This is a genomic window from Nonomuraea mangrovi (assembly GCF_042681425.1).
GTDB classification, from domain to species: domain Bacteria; phylum Actinomycetota; class Actinomycetes; order Streptosporangiales; family Streptosporangiaceae; genus Nonomuraea; species Nonomuraea mangrovi.
On record NZ_JBHUFV010000003.1, the window covers coordinates 701,403 to 721,341 of the forward strand.

Here is a 19,939-nt window from a genome sequence, read left to right on the forward strand (position 1 = left end):
CTCAGGCCTCCATCTCGAACTGGATCTCGATGAAACCCTCGCCGTCGACGACGGAGTAGTTCTCGGCGTTGTTCTGCTGGGCGAAGTCCCTGATGGCCTGGGCGTAGCTGGCCGCGATCAGCCCCATGACGTCCTTGAGCGTCTGCCTGTGCACCTCGGCGAGGCGGGCGTCCGCGCGCTGGCCGAGGTCCTGGCCGACGACCAGGCGCCGTTCGGCCAGCGCCGACTCCGCCCTTCTGCGGGCCTCGTCCTCCACCGCCTCCGCCTCGGCGCTCATGCTGTAACGGGCGGCCTCCTGCGCGGCCAGCCTGAGCCGCTCGGCCCGCTCGGCCGCCAGCCGGTCCGCGCTGGCCTCGGCCTGTTCCCTGGCCTCGCGTTCGGCGCGTTCCTTGGTGCGCCCGCGCCAGCCGTCGTTCTCCCAGCTGCCCTGACCCACGCCCTCGACCTCGTCGGTGACCTCGCCCTCGACCACCTTGCCCGCGATGCCGACGGCCTCCACCGCCTCGGTCAGCGAGATGACGATCTCCAGGTCACCCACGCCCGGTTGGTAGGCGACGTGGCCTCCCGGCACCCGCATGCGGTATTCGCCGTCGACCCACTCCCACCGCGGGTCGCCGCCGAGCGCCTGTTCGAAGGCGCGCAGCGCGCCCTCGCCCAGCATCGACCTGAGCGGCTGGGTCAGCCTGGACTCGCCGGTCGCCTCGCCCGAGGCGGTCACCGTGCGCTCGATCTCGGCCCGCCACGCCTCGGCGATCCTGCGGGTGGCTCTGACCTTGACGCGTCTCGGGTTACACATGTCCGTCTCCCTGGGGGTCGTCGAGTAGTGCGGCCACCTCGGCGAGGAGGGCGTGCACGCGTTGCTGGGCGGCCGGCTCGCCCCGATGGTCGGCGCGCAGCTGCCGGTGGACCTCGTTGATGCCGCGCATCGCCACGATGACGCCCGCCTGCGTGGGCGCCCCCGCCTTGCCGAGCACGGCCATGGCGTGATGCCTGGCCAGCGCCTCGAGCTCGGCGACCGTGCGCCCGCCCGCGGTGCTCTGCCCGCCGTCGGCCACCACCCTGTCGCCCACGGCCTCGCGCAGCGCGCCCGCATCGCCGGGCTCGGTCCAGATGTGGGCGACGGGCCACAGGTCGACCGGCCTCGCCACGAGCGACTGGCGGAGCAGTGCGGCCGCGGCCACCAGCTTCTGTCCGCGCACGATCCGGCGGTCGGACAGCGTGACGCCCTGGGCGAGCACGTCGGTGATCACCTCGGCGTACGCGTCGCGCACGGGGCCGAGGTCGACCTCGGCGAGCTTGCCGGACAGCGCGAGCAGGTCCTGCAGCCTGATCGGCGGGATGGCCGGCTCGGCGGCCCCGTCACGGGCGACCCGCTCGCGCTCCTGCTGCCAGCCCCGTTTCAGCAGCTCGGGCATCATGGTGCGGGCCACCTGCTCGACCTCCATGCGCAGCAGGAACCTGTCGCCGAAGGCGCGCAGCGCGGGATCCTCGGGCAGCTCGCTCGAGGCGCCGAACAGGCTCACCAGCGGCACCCGCTCCCTGCTGGCGCCGTTGAAGAAGTAGCGCTCGTTCACCACGCTGAGCAGCGTGTTGAGGATGGCGCTGCTGCCCTGGAAGACCTCGTCGAGGAAGGCGATCTCGGCGGCGGGCAGCATGTCATCGGTCTTGACCCGGTAGACGCCCTTCTGGAAGCGCTCGAAGTCGAGCGGGCCGAACAGCTCCGACGGCTCGGTGAACCTGGTCAGCAGATAGGTGAACGACCTGGCCTGGATGAGCCCCGCGAAGTGCCCCACCAGGTCGGTCTTGGCGGTGCCCGGCGGGCCGAGCAGCAGCATGTGCTCCCTGCACACGGCGGCCACCACCAGCAGCCTGGCGGCGTCCCTCCTGCCCACGTAGCGGCCGTCCAGCTCCCTGACGATGGTGCCGAGCTGCTGGATCGTGGCGACGTGCCTCTGGTCGAGTGCCATTACCTGCCCGCCCTGCTGGTCTGCTGCTCGCGGCGGGCCTGCTGCTGCCTGCCGACCAGCTCGCCGATGCGCTCGGCGCTGGCGGGCACGCCCTCCCACCGCTCGCCGACGAAGGCGTCTCGGAACAGCGCCCTGATCTCGTCGCCGTTCCAGCCCTTGGTGGTGTGGATGAGCGGCTCGACGATGCCGCTGACCCTCACCCCGTAGCGGCGGGCGTGGACCTTGATGATGCCGCGCCTGGCGTCCTCGTCGGGCAGGCCGATGTGGAAGCTCTGGAACCTGCTCGGACGCAGCAGCGCCCTGTCGATGATCTCCAGCCGGTTGGTGGTGCCGATGACGATCATCTGCACGTCCGGTCTGAAGCCGTCCATCTCGGTGAGGATCTGCGCCACCATCGCGTTGCCCGCACGGCTGCCGCCGTCCTCCGAGCTCGTACGGCTGGCCGCGATCGAGTCGAACTCGTCGAAGACGATGACCGACGGCGCGTTCCTGCGTGCCTCGGCGAACAGCTCCCTGATGCGCCGTTCGCTCTCGCCGACGTACTTGTTGGTCACCTCGGGCCCCGAGACGACCTGGATCGTGGCCTCGAGCTCGTTGGCGATGGCCTTGGCGAACAGCGTCTTCCCTGTGCCGGGCTCGCCGTGGAAGATGAAGCCGCGCGGGATGAGCTCGCCGCGCAGCCGCTGTTCGGGCCCCGTCAGGCTCCTGGCGGCCGTCATGATCCGCAGCGAGCGCAGGATCTGGCGCTTCACCTCGGCGTAGCCGCCGATGTCGTCGAAGCTCACGTCGGGGATCTCGAAGCTGGCCGACATCTGCGCCTTGAACTTCCTGATCATCGTCGGCAGGTCCTTGACCGTGACGCCGTCGAGGCCCTCGGTCTCCTGCAGGGCGTAGCGCATGGTCTGGCGCAGCCGTACCGGGTTGAGCCCGACGACGTACTTGTAGAAGTCGGCGCCGTCGAGCCCCGCGAACCTGTCGGCCTCGGCCTGGGTGACCAGGGCCTGCTCGATGGAGGCCATGCTCGAGTCGACCGGGTGGCGCACGTACCTGGGGCTGCCCTCGATGGTCATCCTGACCGCGAAGCGCGCGGCGAGCACCTCGGGCACGCTCAGCGACGGGTCGGCGAAGGCGAGGATCACCTGCCGGTCGGCGCCGTACAGCAGCTCGATCAGGTCTCTCGTCTCGTTGGCCAGCGCGTTGTCGGTGCCGCCGCCGAGCAGGTCGAGGTGGGTGATGACCAGGACGTCCTGCGGGCCGAGCTCGCGCAGCATGTCGCGGAGCCTGGCCAGCAGCCGCTGGCGCAGGCTGGCAAGGACCGGCTGCGGCCGCATGTCGACGGGCGGCTCGCTGTCCTCGCCCACCGGCGCAGGCACCTCCAGCAGGCGCGGCATGGCCTCGGTCTGCCGCACGATGTGGTCGGCCAGGTGCGGCACGACGATCTTGTCGCAGACGATCAGAACCGACAGTCCCGCCCGCAGGAAGGAGGCCGCATCGCGCACGTACTCGTCGTAGGCGAGCCTGGTGGCCTGGGCCTCGCTCAGCTCCGCCGGCCTGGCGGGGCCGTCGGCGTGATCGTCGCCCGCGCGCTCGTCCGCGGACGGGGCGGCGTGCGAGGCCCGGTACAGCGGTCTGCCGTCGACCTGGTCGAGCGGGATCTCCCTCAGCCTGAACGTGCTCAGCCGCAGCTGCGCCCACCCCTCCTCCAGCGGCGCCAGCAGCAGGAAGGGACCCGAGGCGAGGGCCTGGCCGAGCGGGGTGTCGCCGGGCACGGCGGTCAGCGACGCGCCCTCGCCCGCGACCACCACCTCGAGCGGGATGTAGTCGGTCACGTGGCCTCCAGCGTCCGCACCCGGCGGAAGAGGTTGGTCCATTGGTGGTAGTCGATGAGCTCGTGGCGGCCCCGCAGCAGCGCGGGCGCGGCGGCCTCCAGCTCGGCCAGCGCGCGCCACCAGGTCGCGACGGGGACCGCCGCGGCGAGGTCGCCTGCCATGGCCGCGCGCCACGCGGCCCTGGCCATGCGTTCGTGCTCGGCGCGGAAGTGGACGAGCGCGCTCTCGTAGACGTCGAGGACGAGGTCGACGTCCTCGTGGCGGAGCCAGGCCAGCGTGTCGCCGCGCCAGCCGTACTGCGCGGGGTCGGTGACGGGCCTGGCGAAGCCCAGCGTCAGCAGCCGCCTGGCCTGCCTGTCCTGCCGCAGTCTGTCGACCAGGTCGTCGCAGTCCTGCGCGCCGGCCGGCCCAGGCCTGTCCAGGCAGCCGGTGAGCGGCGAGCTGTCCCTCAGCACGTCGGCGAGCCCCGGCGCGTACGGCACGGCCGCGCCCGCCACGGCGTGATAGGTCAGCAGGTCGTAGGCGGTGCGGGGCTTGGGCACCGCGTGCGCCAGCTCGAACGAGCGCCGCTCGCCCCGGGCGCCGACGGCCGCCGCGAGCAGCACCACGCCGAGCCCCGGCGGGCGGCGGTCGCCGAGCGGCGGCCCCGACAGCCGCAGCCTGGCCGTGGTGGCCCCCGCCAGGCGCGCGATGCTCGCCATGACCTCGTCGCCGGGGTCGAGCAGGCCGCGCGCGGTGCCGAGGTCGCCCTCGGGAGGCGGCCCCGCGCTACCGGGAGCCCGCATCAGGGCCCACACCAGAACTCGTCCTGCGGTACTGCCCGCGCTCATCGGCCACCCACTGCGAACACTGCTCCAACCTCTCGCCGTCGGCCGCGCGACCGTAGAAGCGCAGCGTGCGCCCGTTCCTCGACAGGTTGAGCAGCGCCGCCACCTGCCACGGCCGCAGGAACGTGGCCCTGTGCAGGTCCACGTCCGTGGCCGACAACCCCATGCCGACGTCCACGCCGCGCAGGTGCGTGTGGTACCAGCCGACCAGTTCCTCGCCCTTGCCCCTGTCGGCGATCATCTGGTTGACCGCGAGGAAGGAGTCGCCGGTGAAGGTGAAGTGGATCGCGCCCGCCCCCGAGCGGTGGGCGGGGGTGACGTGCGTGATCTCCACCAGGTGGGCGTCGGCGGCGGCCCTGCTGACCCTGCCGATCAGGAAGCCGCCCTCCTCCAGCCGTTCCGACAGCTTCATCCCGCCCATGAGCCGGCCGTGGACCTCGCCGGACATCAGCACGTTGACCGGGCCGAGCGAGCGGGGGTCCAGGCCGAGCGCGGCGGCGTCGACGAGCTCGGCCTCGGCGCCCTCGACCTTGGTGACGGTGAACGGGAGCCGTTTTCGGCGCTGCAGGTCCACCTGCACCGCGCCCTCCACCTGCGGCGTCGGCCGGCCCGCGTCCAGGTCGAACAGCCCGGCCCTGATCCTGAACGACCAGTGGGTCTCCCCCGGATCGAGCCTGGTGACGACCCCGGTCAGGACCGGGCCGACCAGCTCGTTGACCGAGTGCTTGCCCTCGTAGACCGTCTCGCCGCGCCGTACCGCGGTGAGGGTCAGGAAGCCGACCTCCTCGCCCAGGTTGACCAGGCGCGGCGGGCCCATGATCGGGTTGGGGTCGCGCTCGCGGTGCATCTCCATGAACAGCCGGGTCTCCTCGGTGGCGAGCCCGACCAGTTCCTTCAGCGCCTCGCGCAGGACGGGCGCGAGCGCGAGCCTGGCGTGGTAGGTCTCCTGCTCGCCCTTGTAGAGCTCGATCTCAACGGCCATCGGGATCCTCCAGCGGGCTGATCCACAGCAGCGGCGCCCTGCCCTCGCCGCGCGGGGCGGGGTCGCGCTCCTCGATCAGCCTGCCGCCGATCGCGGTGATCGCCGCCTGCCCGTTGGGGGACTTGGCCCAGAAGGCGGCGACGGGATCGGGCCAGGTGTCGGCGTCGACGACGTCGTAGTTCTGGTAGCTGCCGATGTCGACGAGGAGCTGGCAGAGCGAGCCGAAGTCGAGGTCGGGGCGGTAGCCGTTCATCAGCGCGCCGAGGCAGACCTGGTTGTGGCGGGCGTTCTGGGAGGGCGCGGGCTTGCGCCAGATGTTGGGGTGGAAGACGTCGGTCTCCCAGATGACCAGCGGCGCGCTCACAGGGAACATCGGCGGCAGGAAGATGGCCAGCTCGTGCCGGGTGACGGGCACGGGGTCGAGATCGTCGAACGGCCATTCGGGCAGTGGCAGGTCGGGGTGGAAGAAGGAGTCGATGTCGTCGGGCGGGGCGAAGCCGGGGGCGTCGAAGGAGATGTGGAAGCGGTTGGGCAGGTCCTCGTTGTCGTACCTGGTGATCCTGAAGTCGTGGCCGGTCTGCTCGAACCTCCTGATCTGGGCGCGGGCCCGCATCTGCGCCCGCATCCGCATGACGGGGTTGACGGCGCCCGCGGTGGCCTCCGCGCCGACGTGCAGGGTGTCCTCGTCCTTGACCCCCACCTCGTGCAGGCTCAGCTGGGGGTCGACCAGCCGCTGCCTGCCGCCGCCCTGGGCGCTCTCGTGGTCGATCACCGTCCGCACGACGCCGCCCCGCCGGTCGGTCATCGCGGGTGACTGCTGGATCACCGCCTGGGCGATGTCCTCGGGCAGCGTGGTGGCCGGCACCCCGGTCATCTGGTACGGCGTGCCGTCAGGTCCGACGACGAGCAGGAACCGGTACAGGTAGGGCTTGAAGCTGTAGTGCTCGTAGACCACCTCGCGGCCGGGCTGCGACGCCGTGACGAGCTGCTGCAGCCGGTTGACGACCTCCGCACGGCCCGTGCCGGGATCGGAGACGCCGACCGCGCACCGCTCGCGGGCGACGTAGAGCAGTTCGGCGTCGGGGTCGACCTCCCGGCGCACGAGCTCCACGAAGTCGTCAGGCTCCTCCGGCTTGTCGATCCCGATCAGCAGGAGTGTCGAGCACGGCCCGTCGGCTTGGAGCGGCTTCGGGCTCTTCTGGGCGGGAGGTTCGCGGACCGCCTCGTCCTTCTCCCTGAGCGCCTGCAGCCCCTTGTTGCTGGGAAACTCGTCACCAGCGGCGCCGAGAAGGGCCGTGATGCCGTCATCCCCCGTCATCACTCCCTGCTCGATGCGGCTGATGACCTGCTGCCAGAAGGCCATGGGGGTGGTGAACTGCGGTGTGTGCGCCCGGGGATACTGGATGACCGTCAGCAGGTCCCGCGCCCGCGCCTCGTCATCGAACAGCCCCGCGAGCAGGCTGACCAGCTCGTTCCTCACCTGGGGTCCTTCCCTTCCGGCCGTGACGTGGCCAGCTCGATGTACCGCACGTGCTCGTGGGGCGAGGTCCTGATCACCGGCAGCAGCTCGCCCGGGGCGATCCCGAGCTCGCCGACGGCCGATCCGGCGAGGGAGGCGTCGATCTCGAGCGGGCCGTGGGGGTCGGCGGGGTCGACCGAGTTCCACGCCTGCAGGCGCTCGTCCGGGCGGATCATGGCCAGCAGCTCGCCGACCGGGGAGGCGGTGGTGAGGCCGGTGCGCGTGACGCACCCGAAGGGGATCGGCTCGTGGAGGGGGCAGGTGGGGTCGAAGGCGAGTGTCATCCTGCGGCTCTCTCCCGTCACCGGATCGAGCCTGACCATGCCCTGGGCGACGGGCAGCCCGAACAGCACCCTGATGGCGTGGGTCACCAGCCAGGAGGCCACCATGGCGGAGATCGGCGCGGAGGCGCCCATCTCGTCGGGGATGCCGCACGCCATCGAGGTGGGGGGCAGGGCCCGCTCGCCGCTGGTGCGCCCGCACCCGTAGCAGGGTCCGCCGGGCGGGTACCAGCGCACCTCGCCACCCCACGGATGGGTGCCGCCGTCCAGCATGGCCGCGCCGACCAGGCCGCACCTGGCGGCCAGCTGGACGCGGTCGGCGATGCTGTCCAGGCAGCTGATGACCAGGTCGGCCTCGCGCAGCTCGGCCAGGCCGACGCCGCGCGCGTGCTCGCTCGCGCGTTCGACCACGGCCGTGGAGGGCGCCAGCGCGCGCAGCGCCGCGGCCGCCGCCGACACCTTGTGCCTGCCGACGTCCGCGCCGGTGAACAGCGAGCCCCTGCTCAGGTTGGACTCGCTGACCACGTCGGGATCGCACAGGACGAGCGCGCCGACGCCCGCCTGCGCCAGCAGCCTGGCCGACTCGGTGCCGAGCGCGCCCACGCCGACGACCACGGCCGTCGCCTCGCCGAGCACGTCCTGGTCCCAGTGCGGGATGAGCAGTTGCCTGGCGTAGCGCTCGATCACCGCTCCTCCACCTTCGTGAAGGTGGTGGGGCAGGTGAGCAGGGGGCCGTTGCTGATCCACTCGTCGTAGCAGGTGTTGCCGCCGCCGGGGTCGCGGTGCACGCCGAGCCCGCAGCGCGGCTCCCCCGGGCTGCACGGGCAGATCACCGCCGACTCGAAGGGGCGGAAGGAGTCGCTGCAGAAGGCGCACTGCCTGCGCGGTGTGACGGGCAGCAGCAAGGGGTGTCCAGGCAGCAGGAGGACGGCGTCGGTGCCGGGCGGCGGCGGGTTGGCCGCCTCGACGGCGGCGTGGAAGGCGCGGGACATGCCGTCGTCGGGCTGGTCGTAGTCGGTGACGAGGCCGCTGCAGGGCAGCGTGGGACTGTGGTGCCTGACGACGGCGGGCGGTCCGTGGGCGACGTACACGCCGTCGGCCTCCCTGAAGGTGTGGCCGCAGACCTGGCACCAGTCGGCGAGCCAGAAGGAGTTGTTGGTGGTCGTGGCGGGTCCGTCGGCCCCCGAGTTGGCCGGGTCCCAGCCGTGCCTCCAGCCTTGCCAGAAGGCGTCGGCCTCCTCGCTCACACCTCCCCCTCTCCGTCGAGATAGCGCAGGCAGGAGGTGTCGTGCCCGTCGAGCGCCATGCGGGCGCGGCCGAGCTCGAAGGCCTTCCTGGTGCCCGCGCCCTCGGCCAGGCCCAGGTAGAAGCCCTCGCTGAACAGGATGGCCGCGGCGTCCGGCAACTCCTGGGTGGAGCCCGTCACCGCGTCCGCGGCGGTGCGGAAGATCTCCGCCTGCTCGCCGGTGTAGCAGGCGTTGAGCACGACGCAGCGCAGCGGCCCCGTCGCGGCGAAGGCGGCCGCGAGCCCTTCGGCGGTCACCGTGGCCGACTCGTGGACGGTGTCGGCGAAGACCAGTCCTTCGTGGTCGCCGTGGCCGGCGAAGTGGACGACGTGCGGCCTGACCGTCAGCAGGGCGGGCAGGATGTCGCCCGTCCTGGCCGCCGTGCGCGCGCTGACCTCGACCCGCCCCGAGCGCTCGGCGGCCCGCTGGATACGGCGCTGCTCCTCGGCCAGGTCGAGCGGATCCTGGTCGTTCGGCGAGGCCATCAGGCACAGCACCCGCAGCGGCCGGCCGCCGGATGCCGCTGCCCACGCGCGCTCGGGGAGCGGCTCGCCCGCCAGCGCGCGCAGGGCCGCGTTGCCCGGGTAGTCGGCCGCCGCCCTGGCCACCAGGTCGTCGAGCGTGAAGGCGAAGGCCCCCTTCTCCACCTCCTGGCAGACCGCCAGCCAGTAGTCCCTCGCCCTGCGCGCGCCGCGCACCGGCAGGCGGGCCCGGGTGGCGCCGAGCGCGGCCAGCAGCAGGGTGGAGCTGTCGTCGTCGGGATAGAGCTCGCCGAGCGTGTCGAAGGCTGACTCGCGCAGCATGCGTTGAAGGGTCAGAGGGGACACATACACCGCCGGAAAAGCCTTCAATTAGTCGAGAAACATCTTATGGAGGCTTGACTCTTCGCGTGCCGACAAATGGCAGTCAAGATAATCTTTCTTTGACGCGTGGACATCCCCTCAACCAGACATAACGCCGACGAGGTGACGATGGCGGCCGAACAGCTCCAGCTCATCCCGCGTGACTCCAAGGACGGACAATACGTCCCATACACCATAGACTTCGCGCACGACCAGTGGACCGACGAGCACTTCCGTTTTCGGCTCGGCCGTAATGCGGTAAATGAGCCAGTCATGCAGAAAATGGCCCACGCGGGGACACGTGCCCGCGAACTCCTCGACCACGAATGGCGCATCGGCAAATGGCTCGGCGACCAGGGCAGGGACTACGTGAGCACCATGCTGGGCCACAATCCCGACGCCGTCCCGCCGTTCACCGTGATGACGTTGCGCGGCGAGCCGCTGTCGCGGCTGAGCGTCCCCGTCGACCGCGAGACGCTGCGCATGCTGGTGGCCGGGCTGCTGCACGGCCTGGAGGTGCTCAGGTCCTGCGGGGTCGTGCACCGGCGGCTCAACCTCGACACCCTGCGATGGGACGGCGGCTCGCTGCAGATCACCGACTTCACCCACGCGCAGTACGACGGCGCGGGCGACACCGTCTCGCACGGCGAGGACGTCTACGCGGCGGGCCTGGTCATCTTCCACCTCTACACGGGAGAGCTGCCCGAGGACGACCCCGCGCGGATGGAGCAGCGCCTGCGCGGCCAGGACGTGCTGCTGCGCCGCCTGCTGGCGGGCGAGTCCACCGGCGCCGAGCGCGCGGTCTTCGGCGAGCGCACGGTCTTCGCCGACCGGGCCGAGGACCGGCCCGACGCGCGCGAGCTGCTCGAGAGGTGGACCCCCGGCGGGCGGGCGACCACGGGCCTGGCCCGCGCCTACCGCGACCGCGAGAGGGAGGGACGGCGTAACTTCCATGAGCTGCGCGCCAGGCAGCACGCCTACGGCCAGCGCCACCGCGGCTGGACGCCGCCTCCGCGGCGCAGGCCGTGGATCGTGCCCAAGCCGCAGGCGGCCAGGGCGGGGCGGGCGCGTCCCCGCCGCCTGTCCGACTGGACGCTCGTCGCGCCGCTGCGCAGGCCGCCGCTCGTCCGCGCGGCGGCCGCCGTGACCGTGGTCGGCGTGCTCGTGGTCGGCGTGCTCGTGGTCGTGGCCGCGCTCCGGAGCCTGCTGTGAGCGCCGTCCTGGAGTGCCCGATCTGCCTGCGCTGGATCGACTGGGACGGCACGCCCCCCGTGGTCTTCGGCCCCGACGACAGGCCCGAGGTCCTGCGCAAGGACCCGCGAGAGGACGACGTGGCGTGGCGGACCAGGCTGCAGACCGCCTACCGCCCCTGCTCGGGCGTCGGCTCCCCCGACTCCCACTACCTCCCCTACGACTACGCCGACTACAAGGCGGTGATCATCGGGGTTTTCGGCGAGAGCCGTTCGGGAAAATCGCACCTGGTCGCCGCCATGATCTCCAGGCTGTGCGCCAACGACGCCGCGCTGCGGCGGCTCGGCCTGACCGTCGAGCCGCTCGACCTGCGCACCCACCAGCAGTACATGAGCAGGACCGTCGAGCCCTTCATCAGGGGCAGGCGCAGGCTCGACCCGACCCAGCCGCTGCCGGTGGTCTTCACCGACGCGCTCAAGGTCACCAACAGGGACGGCGACGCCTTCGCCGTGTCCTTCTTCGACGTCGCCGGCGAGCAGCTCGAACGCTCCGACCCCGAGGTGCGCTTCTTCGGCTCGGTCAACGCGCTGCTGTTCGTCATCGACCCCGACTCCATACCGGGGCTCACCCAGCCGGCGGCCACCGCGATCGGCGACAGCACCTTCGAGGAGGCGCTCAAGCGGCTCGGCGGCCGGCCCGCCCCCGGCAGGGAGTTCCTGCACCTGCCCGCGGCGCTGGTGGTCGCCAAGGCCGACCTGCTGCGCTACTCCTTCGACCTGGTGGGCGAGTGGATGTCGCGCTCGGGCCCGGCGGAGGAGACCGACCTGTCCACGGCCGAGCAGGAGAGCGAGGACGTCTACGCCTTCCTGGTTGAGCGCAGGGCGGAGCCGTGGCTCAGGCCGGCGGAGAAGTGCTACCGCAGCACCCTGCACTTCGCCTCCGCCACCAACGTCAGCGCCACCGAGTCGACCTACGGCGACGGCTTCGGCCAGCGCAGAGTGCTCAAGCCGCTGCTGGCCCTGTTCGCCATGGCGGGCGTGCTGAACGACGAGCTGATGCGGCCGGTGGAGGGCGGCGAGGATGCGACTTGATCAGATCTTCTACACCTGGTCCGAGCGGTCCCTGCTGGGCGGCAAGGGAATGGGGCCTGTCGCCTCGTCCCTGCCGATCGACGCGCTGTCCGGCTGGGATCCGCTGCTGCGGGAGCGGGTGTGGGCGGGCTGGCAGGAGCACGACCGGTTCGGGCTCGGCTACCTGCGCGGCCCTGGCGGCCACGCCGTCATCTGCAAGCGGCCGGTGACCGAGGCGGAGGGCCGCCAGGCCTCGCTGGCCCATGTCCTGGTCGGCCAGGAGATCTCCGCGCTGCAGGCGCTGTCGCTGCACGAGTGGGACGGCTGGCTGACCGCGTGGGACGGCACCGAGGAGCTGACCCCGCTGTCGTGGGAGGACCTGCGCCCCCAGGCCGACAAGGGGCGCCTCGACCTGGTCAGGCGGGCGCGGGCGCTGCCGCAGGCGACGCTCGCCGAGCTGGTCGCGTTCGTGCTGGCCGATCCCGAGGCCGACGTGTCGGTGGTCGCGCCGCCCGAGGCCCCGGCCGAGCTGCTGTGCGCGCTGGTGGAGATCATGGGCGCGACGACGACGTTCTCGACCATGGAGGCGCGCGACGACGACAGGGGCTGCCCGCACATCGTCTTCCTCCCCGAGCACCACGACAGCCGCATGGGTGTGGCTCGCCGCAGGCTCAGGTTCGGCGGTGGCGGCGGCGATCCCTTCGCCACGGCGCTGGCCGTCTCCTACCGCGCCGAGGGTCGGGCGGCCATCGACAGGATCAGGCCGGCCAGGCCGGTCGCCGGCCCTGACGAGTCCAGGGCGTGGGCGCAGAAGGCCCAGCTGTCGCCCGGCGTGCTCGACGACGTGGCCGGACTGCTGCGCAGGGCGCAGGCCCTGTCGCCGGCCGAACTGGTGGCGCTGCGCTCGAAGCACGGGCTCAGCGAGGCGCGCAGGATCGTGCCCACCCTGGACGACGGCGAGGTCGCCGCGCTGCTGCGGGCCACGGCGCTACCCGTGGAGGTGACGGAGCTGGTCCAGGGGGTCGCCCTGCGCTCCTACCTGACGGGGCAGGCGGGCGAGAGGGTGCTGGAGGGGCTGGCCGTCCGCCCGCCCTCGGCCGAGCTGCTGCGCGAGACGCTCAAGCAGGGCCCGGGGCTGGGCCGGGTCGCCGCCCTGGCCGGCAGGGTGATCCACGAGCCGCGCGCCCGCCGCGCCCTGATCGACTCGGTCGCCAGGACGATGTCCAAGGCCGAGCTGATCGGATGGGTGCACGAGCACGCCGCCGCGCAGCCCGAGGCGGCCCGCGTGGCGCTGAACGTGATCTGCGACGGCCGCGAACGCTCCCCCGAGCAGCGCAGGCGCGCCCTGGACGCGCTGATCGCCCGTGGCGGCCTGGCCGAGGCGGCGGCGCGTCTCACCGAATCGCCGAGGGAGGCGACCGCCTACCTGCAGAGCGTGCTGAGCGTCGTCGCGGGCGAGAAGATCGACGAGGGGGTCATGTCCGCCTTCCTGGCCCATCCGCGCCCGCCGGCGCAACTGCTGTACGCCCTGCGGCAGCTGGCACGTGACTCCAGGTCGCTCGCCCTGGTCGACAGGACCGCGTGGACCCAGTTCTTCGTGCAGGCCGGCCTGCCCGCGCCGCTCGGAGCCCGGCCCGTCGCCACGCAGACGCGAGCTCAGAGCAGATCCAGGGAGCCGGCCGGAGCAGGACCGTCGGACGAGCTGCCCGCGCCGAAGGCCGAGCGCATCCTGCTCGTCCTGCTGTTCATGGGCGTCATCGCCCTGCTGGCCGTCGTCGCCGTCGTCGCCACCACAGGGGGACCTCTATGAGTCTGGAGCAGGTGGCGCGGGACCTGCGCACGTACGGCGGACAGCCGCTGGCCAGGGTGGCCGAGGAGCTGTCGCAGCGGGAGGGGCGGCGGCTGCGCGGCATCGACCTGCTGAGCGCCTACGACCCCGAGAAGATCGTCAAGGGCTCCGGCTGGTTCGTCAGGCTCCTGGAGATCGTCAGGGACGGTCTGGTGTTCGTGCCCGTCGCCTTCACCTGGTGGCAGGTGGCGCTCGCGCTGAGCGCCTACGGCAGGACCGACGGCCGCGTTCCCTTCCTGCTGGCGTGGCAGCGCGGCCTGCCGGGAGTCAGCCCGCTGTCGGACTCGGCGACGACCATCGCGACCATGGTCGGCGCGGTGGTCGTGCTCACCGTGGTCATCAGGGTGGCCGACGAGGTGCGCGACAACCGGCGCCGCAGGCTCGGCGAGGCGCTGGCCCAGGCCACGTTGCTGGTCGCCGAGGTGCCCGTGGAGGCGGGGCGGCCGGTCTCGATGGCGGAGCTGAAGGACGTCGCGACGCAGATCAGCGTCGGCTCGAACGCGCTGTCGGAGGAGCTCAGGAAGGCCACGAAGGCCATCGGCGAGGCGGTGTCGGCGGGCCCTGGCACCCAGCTGCACGAGGTCTTCAGCTCGTGGCTGCAGGCCGCCGACAGGCTCGGCGAGCTCACCTCCTCGCTGAAGAGCTCGAAGGAGACCGCCGACGAGCTGGCGAGCCTGCACAGGGCGCTGTCGGTGGAGGTGGGCAGGTTCACCACGGAGGCCACCGACTTCCTGGCCACGCTCAGGGACGAGCGGACCATGGCGAGGGACCAGGCGCACGTCCAGAACAAGGTCGCCGACGGCGTCGCGCGCTCCACGGCCGTGCTCGGCGACTCCCTGCAGGCGCTCAACGAGCGGACCCACCTCTTCCACGAGATCGTCAGCAGGATCTCCGACGTGGTCACCCGGCTGGAGGCCGGCGTGCCGGAGAACGGCCACCGGGCCTCGGGGAGCGGCTGGTGAGGCGTGACCGCATGCGCACCACGCTGCTCGCGGGCTGGCTGTTCGCCGACCTGTTCCTGGTGCTCGTGCTCGTCGGCCTGGCCTCGCTGCCGGTCACGACGAAGGAAGGCACCCCGACCTCCTCGCCCAAGCCGAGCGTCACGGCCGAGCCGCCCGAACGCGACAGGCTGCGCAAGCGGCCCGTCGACTTCGACATCGAGATCCCGCCCGCCAGGTTCCGCGACAGCGGCAGCCAGGCCGCGGCCATGCGGGACCTGCTCTCCAGGATCGACACCGAGCTGGCCGAGCGACGCTTGAGCCGCAGCCGGGCGGGGTTCGTCCTGGTCTTCGCCTCGGGCCCGCAGGAGGCCACCGGCGTCGCCCAGGACACCGCCGAACGGATCTACCAGAGCCTGCGCAGGAGGCACAAGGTCTTCAAGGACAGCAGCGGCGTGGGCTACTGGGCCGGGGCCAACAGCGACCACCTGGAGTTCAAGGTCTTCTTCTACGAATGAGGCGGATCAGGCGGCCAGGCGGGCCAGGACCCTGGCGAACTCGGGAGGCGGCGCGACGACGAGCCTGGTCTGTCCGTCCTGCAGGACGATGTCGGCGCGGATCAGCGTGAGCCTGCCCGCGTGCCACCAGTAGACCTGCGGGCTGAGACCACCCGCGCGTTCGGCGTGCACGCGCAGCCGCTCGATGGCGCGCACGACCCCGATGCCGTCGACCGGGTAGAGCACCAACGTGGCCGGGTCGGGCAGGATGACGAGCACGCCGTCCTCCGGCACGGTGACGTACTGCTGGAGCCAGCGCAGGTGCGCGGCCGCCGCCACGGTACGGCCCGACAGCCGCCAGGTCGTCAGCCCCGACAGGTCCAGGTGCGAGACGGTCAGCCGCTCGTCCTGCCTGACGTTGTCCAGCGCCAGGTCAAGCGCCTGTCCTGAGGGAATGGGCCAGCAACCGGCTTCCTCAGGGCGGACGAAACGCGCCCCGACGGTCAGCAGCTCGACCAGGTCGCCGTTGAGCGAGCGGCCGACGACCCTGGTGAGGTCCTCGACCGCGTCGACCGACTCGACCCTGGTGCGCAGCAGCGGCTTGACCTGGTCGAGGTCGCACACGTCGAGCAGGTCGTCGGCGGCGGCCACCGCGTTGGCCAGATGTTCGGACACCAGGACGGGCCAGTCCTCGCGGGAGCGGCGGCCCGCCTCGCGGCGCAGGCCCGCCAGCCGTACCAGGATCTCCCTGCCGCCGCCGAGCGTCAGCGAGCCGCCGTCGGTGGAGAAGACGCAGGTGTAGCCGAGGGAGTCGGCGACGAGCGCGAGCAGGGAGTCGAGATCGATGTCCTCGACGGATCTCCGGGAGGGCTCCCGGTCGCGCCTGAAGAACTTCACGCGTCCCCGCCCTCCAGAAATCGTCGGTTTTCTCCCTATGCGTCTTACACTGCCTGGTCCGCGGGGCCAAGCAGACCAGCAAGGGAGCACGATTCGGTATCGATAACACCAAGCGCTCCGAGCCACACGGACCTCTGCGGTGTCCCGTGTCCCACCGTCAACCCCGCTATCACAGGGACGCCGAGGGGCAGCAGCCGCTCGGCGAGAACCGGGTAGGGATCTCCGCACTCCACCCACGATCCGAGGGCGATTCCGCGCACGCCGTCGAGGGCTCCCGACTGCAGGAGCTGGGTGAGCATCCTGTCGATCCGGTACGGCTGCTCGCCGACGTCCTCCAGCAGCACGAGCCTGCCGGCGAAGGACGGCTGGTAGCGCGTCCCGCACAGCGAGGCCAGCAGCGACAGGTTGCCGCCCGCGAGCACGCCCTCGGCTCGCCCCTCGCGCAGCACCCTGTCGCCCGTGACGGGCGACGCGTGGCCGGAGAGCGCGGCCCGCAGGTGGTCCCACGTCACCGGCTCGGGCTCCTCCTCGAAGGAGAGCGGGCGGCAGGCGGGCATCGGGCCGTGCAACGTCGGCAGGCCGAGCTCGACGCCGAAGACGTGGTGCAGGGCGGTGATGTCGCTGGAGCCGAGCAGGATCTTGGGGCCCGCGGCGCGCATCGCGTGCCAGTCGACCAGGTCGAGGATCCTGGCCGCGCCGTAGCCGCCGCGCGAGCAGAAGACGGCCGAGACGGCCGGGTCGCACCAGGCCGCCTGGAGGTCGGCGGCGCGGTCGGCGTCGGAGCCCGCGAGATAGCCCTCCCTGTCGAGGACGTGCCGGCCGAGCATGACCTTCAGCCCCAGCCCTTCCAGGAGCTTCACGCCCCGCTGCAACAGCGCCGCGTTCGGCGGCCCGGACGGCGAGACGACGGCGACGGTGTCGCCCTCGCGCAGGTGAGGCGTCCAGGATTCGGGGCCGGCGGCCACTCCCGTGACCTCTGTGACGGATGTTGGCGTGGCCGGTTCGTTCACCTCAGAAACGGTGTCACACTTACCTGACGTATGCGACCTCCGCCCCACATTCTCGTGGTCAACGGCATCAAGGTCCGCAGGCCGGTGTTCCTGCTCGGAGCCCCGCATTCCGGCGCGGACCTGCTCGCGCGTGCCCTGAAACGCTCACCGGGCTTCCACATGACGATGGGCCGGCAGTCGGTGGTGCACGTGGCGCACGCCTTCGCCCGCCGCCCCTCCATCGGGCGCAGTTCGGGCGCGGTCAGAGTGCTGCGCGACTCGCTCGCCGAATCGTGGCAGGTGCTGCCGGGATCGTGCGGCACGTGCGCGTCGCCGTGCAGGGAGGCGGGCGGGGTGACGGGCGTCGGTCCCTGTGTCGCCACCGCCACCGTGACCCGCTTCGGCGACGCCAGCCCCGACCTGCTCTACAGCGCCGAGGTGCTGCTGCAGGCCTTCCCTGACGCGCGGTTCGTGCAGCTCATCCGCGACGGCCGCGACGTGGTGTGCGACATGGCCGCCGACCCCGACTGCCTGGCCTGGTTCAGGCCGTCGATGCTGAGCGACGACACCGAGTTCCCCAACGCCTTCCTCGGGGTCAACCGCGACGAGCACCGCGAGCGGTGGAAGAGCATGCCGACGGCGGGGAAGTGCGCGCTGCGCTGGCGCAGCGCGATACGGCTCAGCGCCGCCCTCCGCAAGGAGCTGCCGGCCGAGCAGCTGCTCACACTCCGCTACGAGGATCTGGTCCAGTCCACCGGCGAGAGCGTCGCCTCGCTGTCGAGTTTCCTGGAGACGCGCGTGTCCAAGGTCGCCCTGTACGGCACGCGCATCCCCGAGGTCGGCGCGTGGCGCGCCCGCCTGCGTCCCGAGGACCGCGAGCTGGTGGAGAAGGTGGCACGCGAGGAGCTCAGCAGGCTCGGCTACGCGTGACGCGCGAGGGCGTGCCTCGCCAGGCCTGCCCGTCCAAGCTGACTCGCGTCTGGCCTGCCTGTCCAAGCCGACTCGTCTGGCCTGCCCGTCCAACCTGACTCGTCTGGCCTGCCCGTCCAAGCCGACTCTCGTCAGGCCTGCTCGTCGCGTGCCTCGGCGGCGAACTGGGTGCGGTAGAGCTCGGCGTAGAGGCCGCCGCGCGCCAGCAACTCCTCGTGCCTGCCGCGCTCGGCGATCCTGCCGTCCTGGACGACCAGGATCTCGTCGGCCTCGCGGATCGTCGACAGGCGGTGCGCGATGACCAGCGAGGTGCGTCCGGCCAGCGCCGTCTTCAGCGCCTGCTGCACCGCCGCCTCCGACTCGGAGTCGAGGTGGGCGGTGGCCTCGTCGAGCACGACGACGCTGGGCGCCTTGAGCAGCAGCCTGGCCAGCGCGAGCCGCTGCTTCTCCCCTCCCGACAGGCGGTAGCCGCGGTCGCCGACGACGGTGTCGAGCCGGTCGGGCAGTCCCTCGATCAGGTCGGCGATCTGCGCGGCGCGCAGTGCCTCCCAGATCTCCTCCTCGTCGGCCTCCGGTCTGGCATAGCGCAGGTTGGCGCCGATGGTGTCGTGGAAGAGGTGGGCGTCCTGCATGACGACGCCGACCGTGTCGCGGATGGAGGCGAGGGTGGCGTCGCGCACGTCCAGCCCGTTCAGCCGCACCGCGCCCTCCCCCACGTCGTACAGGCGCGAGACGAGTGAGGTGATGGTGGTCTTGCCCGCGCCCGAGGGGCCGACGAGCGCGACGAGCCGGCCAGGACCCGCGGTGAAGGACACACCCTTGAGCACGGGGTTCGACGGTCCTGTGTCCTGCCTGGCCACCGACTCGAGGGAGGCCAGCGAGACCTCCTCCGCCGCCGGGTAGCGGAAGTGGACGTCGTCGAACTCGATCGTCACGGGGCCCGCGGGGACGGGGCGCGCGTCCTGCTTCTCGGCGACCATCGGCTTGAGGTCGAGCACCTCGAAGACGCGGTCGAAGCTGACCAGCGCCGTCATGACGTCGACGTGGACGTTCGACAGCGAGGTCAGCGGGCCGTACAGGCGCATCAAAAGGGCGGCGAGCGCGACCAGCGTGCCGAGCTCGAAGAAGTCGCCCACGGCCAGGACCCCGCCGATGCCGTAGACCAGGGCCGTGGCCAGGGCGGCGACCAGGCCGAGCGCGACTCTGAAGACGGTGCCGTACATGCCCACGGTGACACCCACGTCGCGCACCCGCGCCGCGCGCCTGCCGAAGGTGTCGGCCTCCTCCTCCGGTCTGCCGTACAGCTTGGCGACCATGGCGCCCGCCACGTTGAAGCGCTCGGTCATCACCGAGCTCATCTCGGCGTCGAGTTGCATCTGCTCGCGTGTGAGGGCGGACATGCGCCGCCCCACCCACTTGGCGGGGAAGATGAAGATCGGCAGCAGGACCAGGGCGACCAGCGTGACCTGCCACGACAGCACCAGCATCGCGCCCAGTACGAGGACCAGGCTGATGACGTTGGCGACGACCGAGGACAGCGTGCTGGTCAGCGCCCGCTGCGCGCCGATGACGTCGGTGTTGAGCCTGGAGACCAGCGCGCCGGTCTGCGCGCGCATGAAGAAGGCCACCGGCATGCGCTGGACGTGGTCGAAGACCTCGGTGCGCAGGTTGTAGATGAGGCCCTCGCCGATGCGGGCGGAGAACCATCGCTGGGCCAGCGTCAGCCCGGCGTCGAGCGCGGCCAGGGCCGCGATGGCCACGGCCAGGCCCACGACGACGTCGGACCGCTTGGGCAGGATGCCGTCGTCGATGATCGCCTTCATCAGCAGCGGGTTGGCGACCACGATGACCGCGCCCGCCACCACCAGCAGCAGGAAGGCGGTGATCAGGCCGCCGAAGGGCCGAGCGTAACCCGCTATGCGCCTGACCGTGCCAGGCCGGAGCCGCTGCTTCATGACCGACTCGTCACGTCGCAGCGACCGCATCGTCTGGGGCCCGAAGCCCCCACCCATCATCGCCATCGGCAATCACAGCACCTCGTGGGC

Annotated in this window: 18 protein-coding genes; 6 read left to right on the forward strand and 12 right to left on the reverse strand. The window is 71.8% G+C overall.

Annotated elements, in window-relative coordinates; all coding sequences use genetic code 11:
- Position 1: 1 nt before the first annotated feature.
- From ACFSKW_RS03445 to ACFSKW_RS03485, 9 genes are read right to left on the reverse strand one after another with little or no spacing between them, the layout of a single operon-like run.
- On the reverse strand, positions 2-796 hold the full coding sequence (locus tag ACFSKW_RS03445) for a hypothetical protein (RefSeq protein WP_379568983.1): 795 nt from the start codon (positions 794-796) through the stop codon (positions 2-4).
- Positions 789-1,967 (reverse strand): AAA family ATPase, encoded by a 1,179-nt coding sequence (locus tag ACFSKW_RS03450; protein WP_379568985.1) that lies wholly within the window; start codon positions 1,965-1,967, stop codon positions 789-791. Before ACFSKW_RS03450 ends, ACFSKW_RS03445 begins: the two co-directional genes overlap by 8 nt.
- Positions 1,967-3,796, reverse strand: a complete 1,830-nt coding sequence (locus tag ACFSKW_RS03455) for an ATP-binding protein (protein WP_379568987.1) — start codon at positions 3,794-3,796, stop codon at positions 1,967-1,969. Before ACFSKW_RS03455 ends, ACFSKW_RS03450 begins: the two co-directional genes overlap by 1 nt.
- The gene (locus tag ACFSKW_RS03460) at positions 3,793-4,581 is read right to left on the reverse strand and encodes a hypothetical protein (RefSeq protein WP_379568989.1); all 789 of its coding nucleotides are present in this window, start codon (positions 4,579-4,581) and stop codon (positions 3,793-3,795) included. The genes ACFSKW_RS03455 and ACFSKW_RS03460 overlap by 4 nt, the downstream gene beginning before the upstream one ends.
- Positions 4,565-5,605 carry a JAB N-terminal domain-containing protein gene (locus ACFSKW_RS03465; RefSeq protein WP_379568991.1) on the reverse strand — a complete coding sequence of 347 codons (1,041 nt, stop codon included), beginning with the start codon at positions 5,603-5,605 and terminating at the stop codon, positions 4,565-4,567. The genes ACFSKW_RS03460 and ACFSKW_RS03465 overlap by 17 nt, the downstream gene beginning before the upstream one ends.
- A complete protein-coding gene (locus ACFSKW_RS03470) occupies positions 5,595-7,085 on the reverse strand; it encodes an effector-associated domain EAD1-containing protein (protein WP_379568993.1) in 1,491 nt (496 codons plus the stop codon). The genes ACFSKW_RS03465 and ACFSKW_RS03470 overlap by 11 nt, the downstream gene beginning before the upstream one ends.
- The gene (locus ACFSKW_RS03475; RefSeq protein ID WP_379568995.1) at positions 7,082-8,092 is read right to left on the reverse strand and encodes a HesA/MoeB/ThiF family protein; all 1,011 of its coding nucleotides are present in this window, start codon (positions 8,090-8,092) and stop codon (positions 7,082-7,084) included. The genes ACFSKW_RS03470 and ACFSKW_RS03475 overlap by 4 nt, the downstream gene beginning before the upstream one ends.
- Positions 8,089-8,652, reverse strand: a complete 564-nt coding sequence (locus ACFSKW_RS03480; protein WP_379568997.1) for a hypothetical protein — start codon at positions 8,650-8,652, stop codon at positions 8,089-8,091. The genes ACFSKW_RS03475 and ACFSKW_RS03480 overlap by 4 nt, the downstream gene beginning before the upstream one ends.
- Entirely contained in the window at positions 8,649-9,494 is an 846-nt protein-coding gene (locus ACFSKW_RS03485) for an effector-associated domain EAD1-containing protein (protein ID WP_379568999.1), read from the reverse strand. The genes ACFSKW_RS03480 and ACFSKW_RS03485 overlap by 4 nt, the downstream gene beginning before the upstream one ends.
- Before the next feature lie 312 nt (positions 9,495-9,806).
- Between ACFSKW_RS03485 and ACFSKW_RS03490 the strand changes: the two genes are divergently transcribed.
- Genes ACFSKW_RS03490 through ACFSKW_RS03510 form a run of 5 tightly spaced genes read left to right on the forward strand, consistent with a single transcriptional unit; the run spans position 9,807 to position 15,099 of the window.
- Positions 9,807-10,745: a serine/threonine-protein kinase gene (locus ACFSKW_RS03490; RefSeq protein ID WP_379569001.1), complete on the forward strand. Its 939-nt coding sequence runs from the start codon at positions 9,807-9,809 to the stop codon at positions 10,743-10,745.
- Positions 10,742-11,815 carry a hypothetical protein gene (locus ACFSKW_RS03495; RefSeq protein ID WP_379569003.1) on the forward strand — a complete coding sequence of 358 codons (1,074 nt, stop codon included), beginning with the start codon at positions 10,742-10,744 and terminating at the stop codon, positions 11,813-11,815. Before ACFSKW_RS03490 ends, ACFSKW_RS03495 begins: the two co-directional genes overlap by 4 nt.
- Positions 11,805-13,604, forward strand: a complete 1,800-nt coding sequence (locus ACFSKW_RS03500; protein WP_379569005.1) for a hypothetical protein — start codon at positions 11,805-11,807, stop codon at positions 13,602-13,604. Before ACFSKW_RS03495 ends, ACFSKW_RS03500 begins: the two co-directional genes overlap by 11 nt.
- Entirely contained in the window at positions 13,601-14,605 is a 1,005-nt protein-coding gene (locus tag ACFSKW_RS03505) for a hypothetical protein (protein WP_379569007.1), read from the forward strand. Before ACFSKW_RS03500 ends, ACFSKW_RS03505 begins: the two co-directional genes overlap by 4 nt.
- The gene (locus tag ACFSKW_RS03510; RefSeq protein WP_379569009.1) at positions 14,602-15,099 is read left to right on the forward strand and encodes a hypothetical protein; all 498 of its coding nucleotides are present in this window, start codon (positions 14,602-14,604) and stop codon (positions 15,097-15,099) included. Before ACFSKW_RS03505 ends, ACFSKW_RS03510 begins: the two co-directional genes overlap by 4 nt.
- Positions 15,100-15,105: 6 nt before the next feature.
- Here ACFSKW_RS03510 and ACFSKW_RS03515 read toward each other — a convergent pair whose 3' ends face one another.
- Together ACFSKW_RS03515 and ACFSKW_RS03520 are read right to left on the reverse strand one after the other, a co-directional pair.
- The gene (locus tag ACFSKW_RS03515) at positions 15,106-15,975 is read right to left on the reverse strand and encodes a hypothetical protein (RefSeq protein ID WP_379569011.1); all 870 of its coding nucleotides are present in this window, start codon (positions 15,973-15,975) and stop codon (positions 15,106-15,108) included.
- A gap of 44 nt (positions 15,976-16,019) precedes the next feature.
- The gene (locus tag ACFSKW_RS03520; RefSeq protein ID WP_379569013.1) at positions 16,020-16,985 is read right to left on the reverse strand and encodes a S66 peptidase family protein; all 966 of its coding nucleotides are present in this window, start codon (positions 16,983-16,985) and stop codon (positions 16,020-16,022) included.
- A 30-nt stretch (positions 16,986-17,015) separates the two neighbouring features.
- Between ACFSKW_RS03520 and ACFSKW_RS03525 the strand changes: the two genes are divergently transcribed.
- Entirely contained in the window at positions 17,016-17,894 is an 879-nt protein-coding gene (locus ACFSKW_RS03525; RefSeq protein ID WP_379569015.1) for a sulfotransferase, read from the forward strand.
- 131 nt (positions 17,895-18,025) lie between these two features.
- Here the strand turns inward: ACFSKW_RS03525 and ACFSKW_RS03530 are convergent, their stop codons facing one another.
- Positions 18,026-19,915 carry an ABC transporter ATP-binding protein gene (locus ACFSKW_RS03530; RefSeq protein WP_379569017.1) on the reverse strand — a complete coding sequence of 630 codons (1,890 nt, stop codon included), beginning with the start codon at positions 19,913-19,915 and terminating at the stop codon, positions 18,026-18,028.
- Between the last annotated feature and the right edge of the window lie 24 nt (positions 19,916-19,939).

What these genes read in the sequence shown, in the direction of transcription:
- ACFSKW_RS03445 (WP_379568983.1), bottom strand. Translation starts at nt 796, where the DNA reads ATGTGTAACCCGAGACGCGTCAAGGTCAGAGCCACCCGCAGGATCGCC.
- ACFSKW_RS03450 (WP_379568985.1), bottom strand. Translation starts at nt 1,967, where the DNA reads ATGGCACTCGACCAGAGGCACGTCGCCACGATCCAGCAGCTCGGCACC.
- ACFSKW_RS03460 (WP_379568989.1), bottom strand. Translation starts at nt 4,581, where the DNA reads ATGCGGGCTCCCGGTAGCGCGGGGCCGCCTCCCGAGGGCGACCTCGGC.
- ACFSKW_RS03465 (WP_379568991.1), bottom strand. Translation starts at nt 5,605, where the DNA reads ATGGCCGTTGAGATCGAGCTCTACAAGGGCGAGCAGGAGACCTACCAC.
- ACFSKW_RS03485 (WP_379568999.1), bottom strand. Translation starts at nt 9,494, where the DNA reads ATGCTGCGCGAGTCAGCCTTCGACACGCTCGGCGAGCTCTATCCCGAC.
- ACFSKW_RS03490 (WP_379569001.1), top strand. Translation starts at nt 9,807, where the DNA reads ATGCAGAAAATGGCCCACGCGGGGACACGTGCCCGCGAACTCCTCGAC.
- ACFSKW_RS03500 (WP_379569005.1), top strand. Translation starts at nt 11,805, where the DNA reads ATGCGACTTGATCAGATCTTCTACACCTGGTCCGAGCGGTCCCTGCTG.
- ACFSKW_RS03505 (WP_379569007.1), top strand. Translation starts at nt 13,601, where the DNA reads ATGAGTCTGGAGCAGGTGGCGCGGGACCTGCGCACGTACGGCGGACAG.
- ACFSKW_RS03525 (WP_379569015.1), top strand. Translation starts at nt 17,016, where the DNA reads ATGCGACCTCCGCCCCACATTCTCGTGGTCAACGGCATCAAGGTCCGC.
- ACFSKW_RS03530 (WP_379569017.1), bottom strand. Translation starts at nt 19,915, where the DNA reads ATGGCGATGATGGGTGGGGGCTTCGGGCCCCAGACGATGCGGTCGCTG.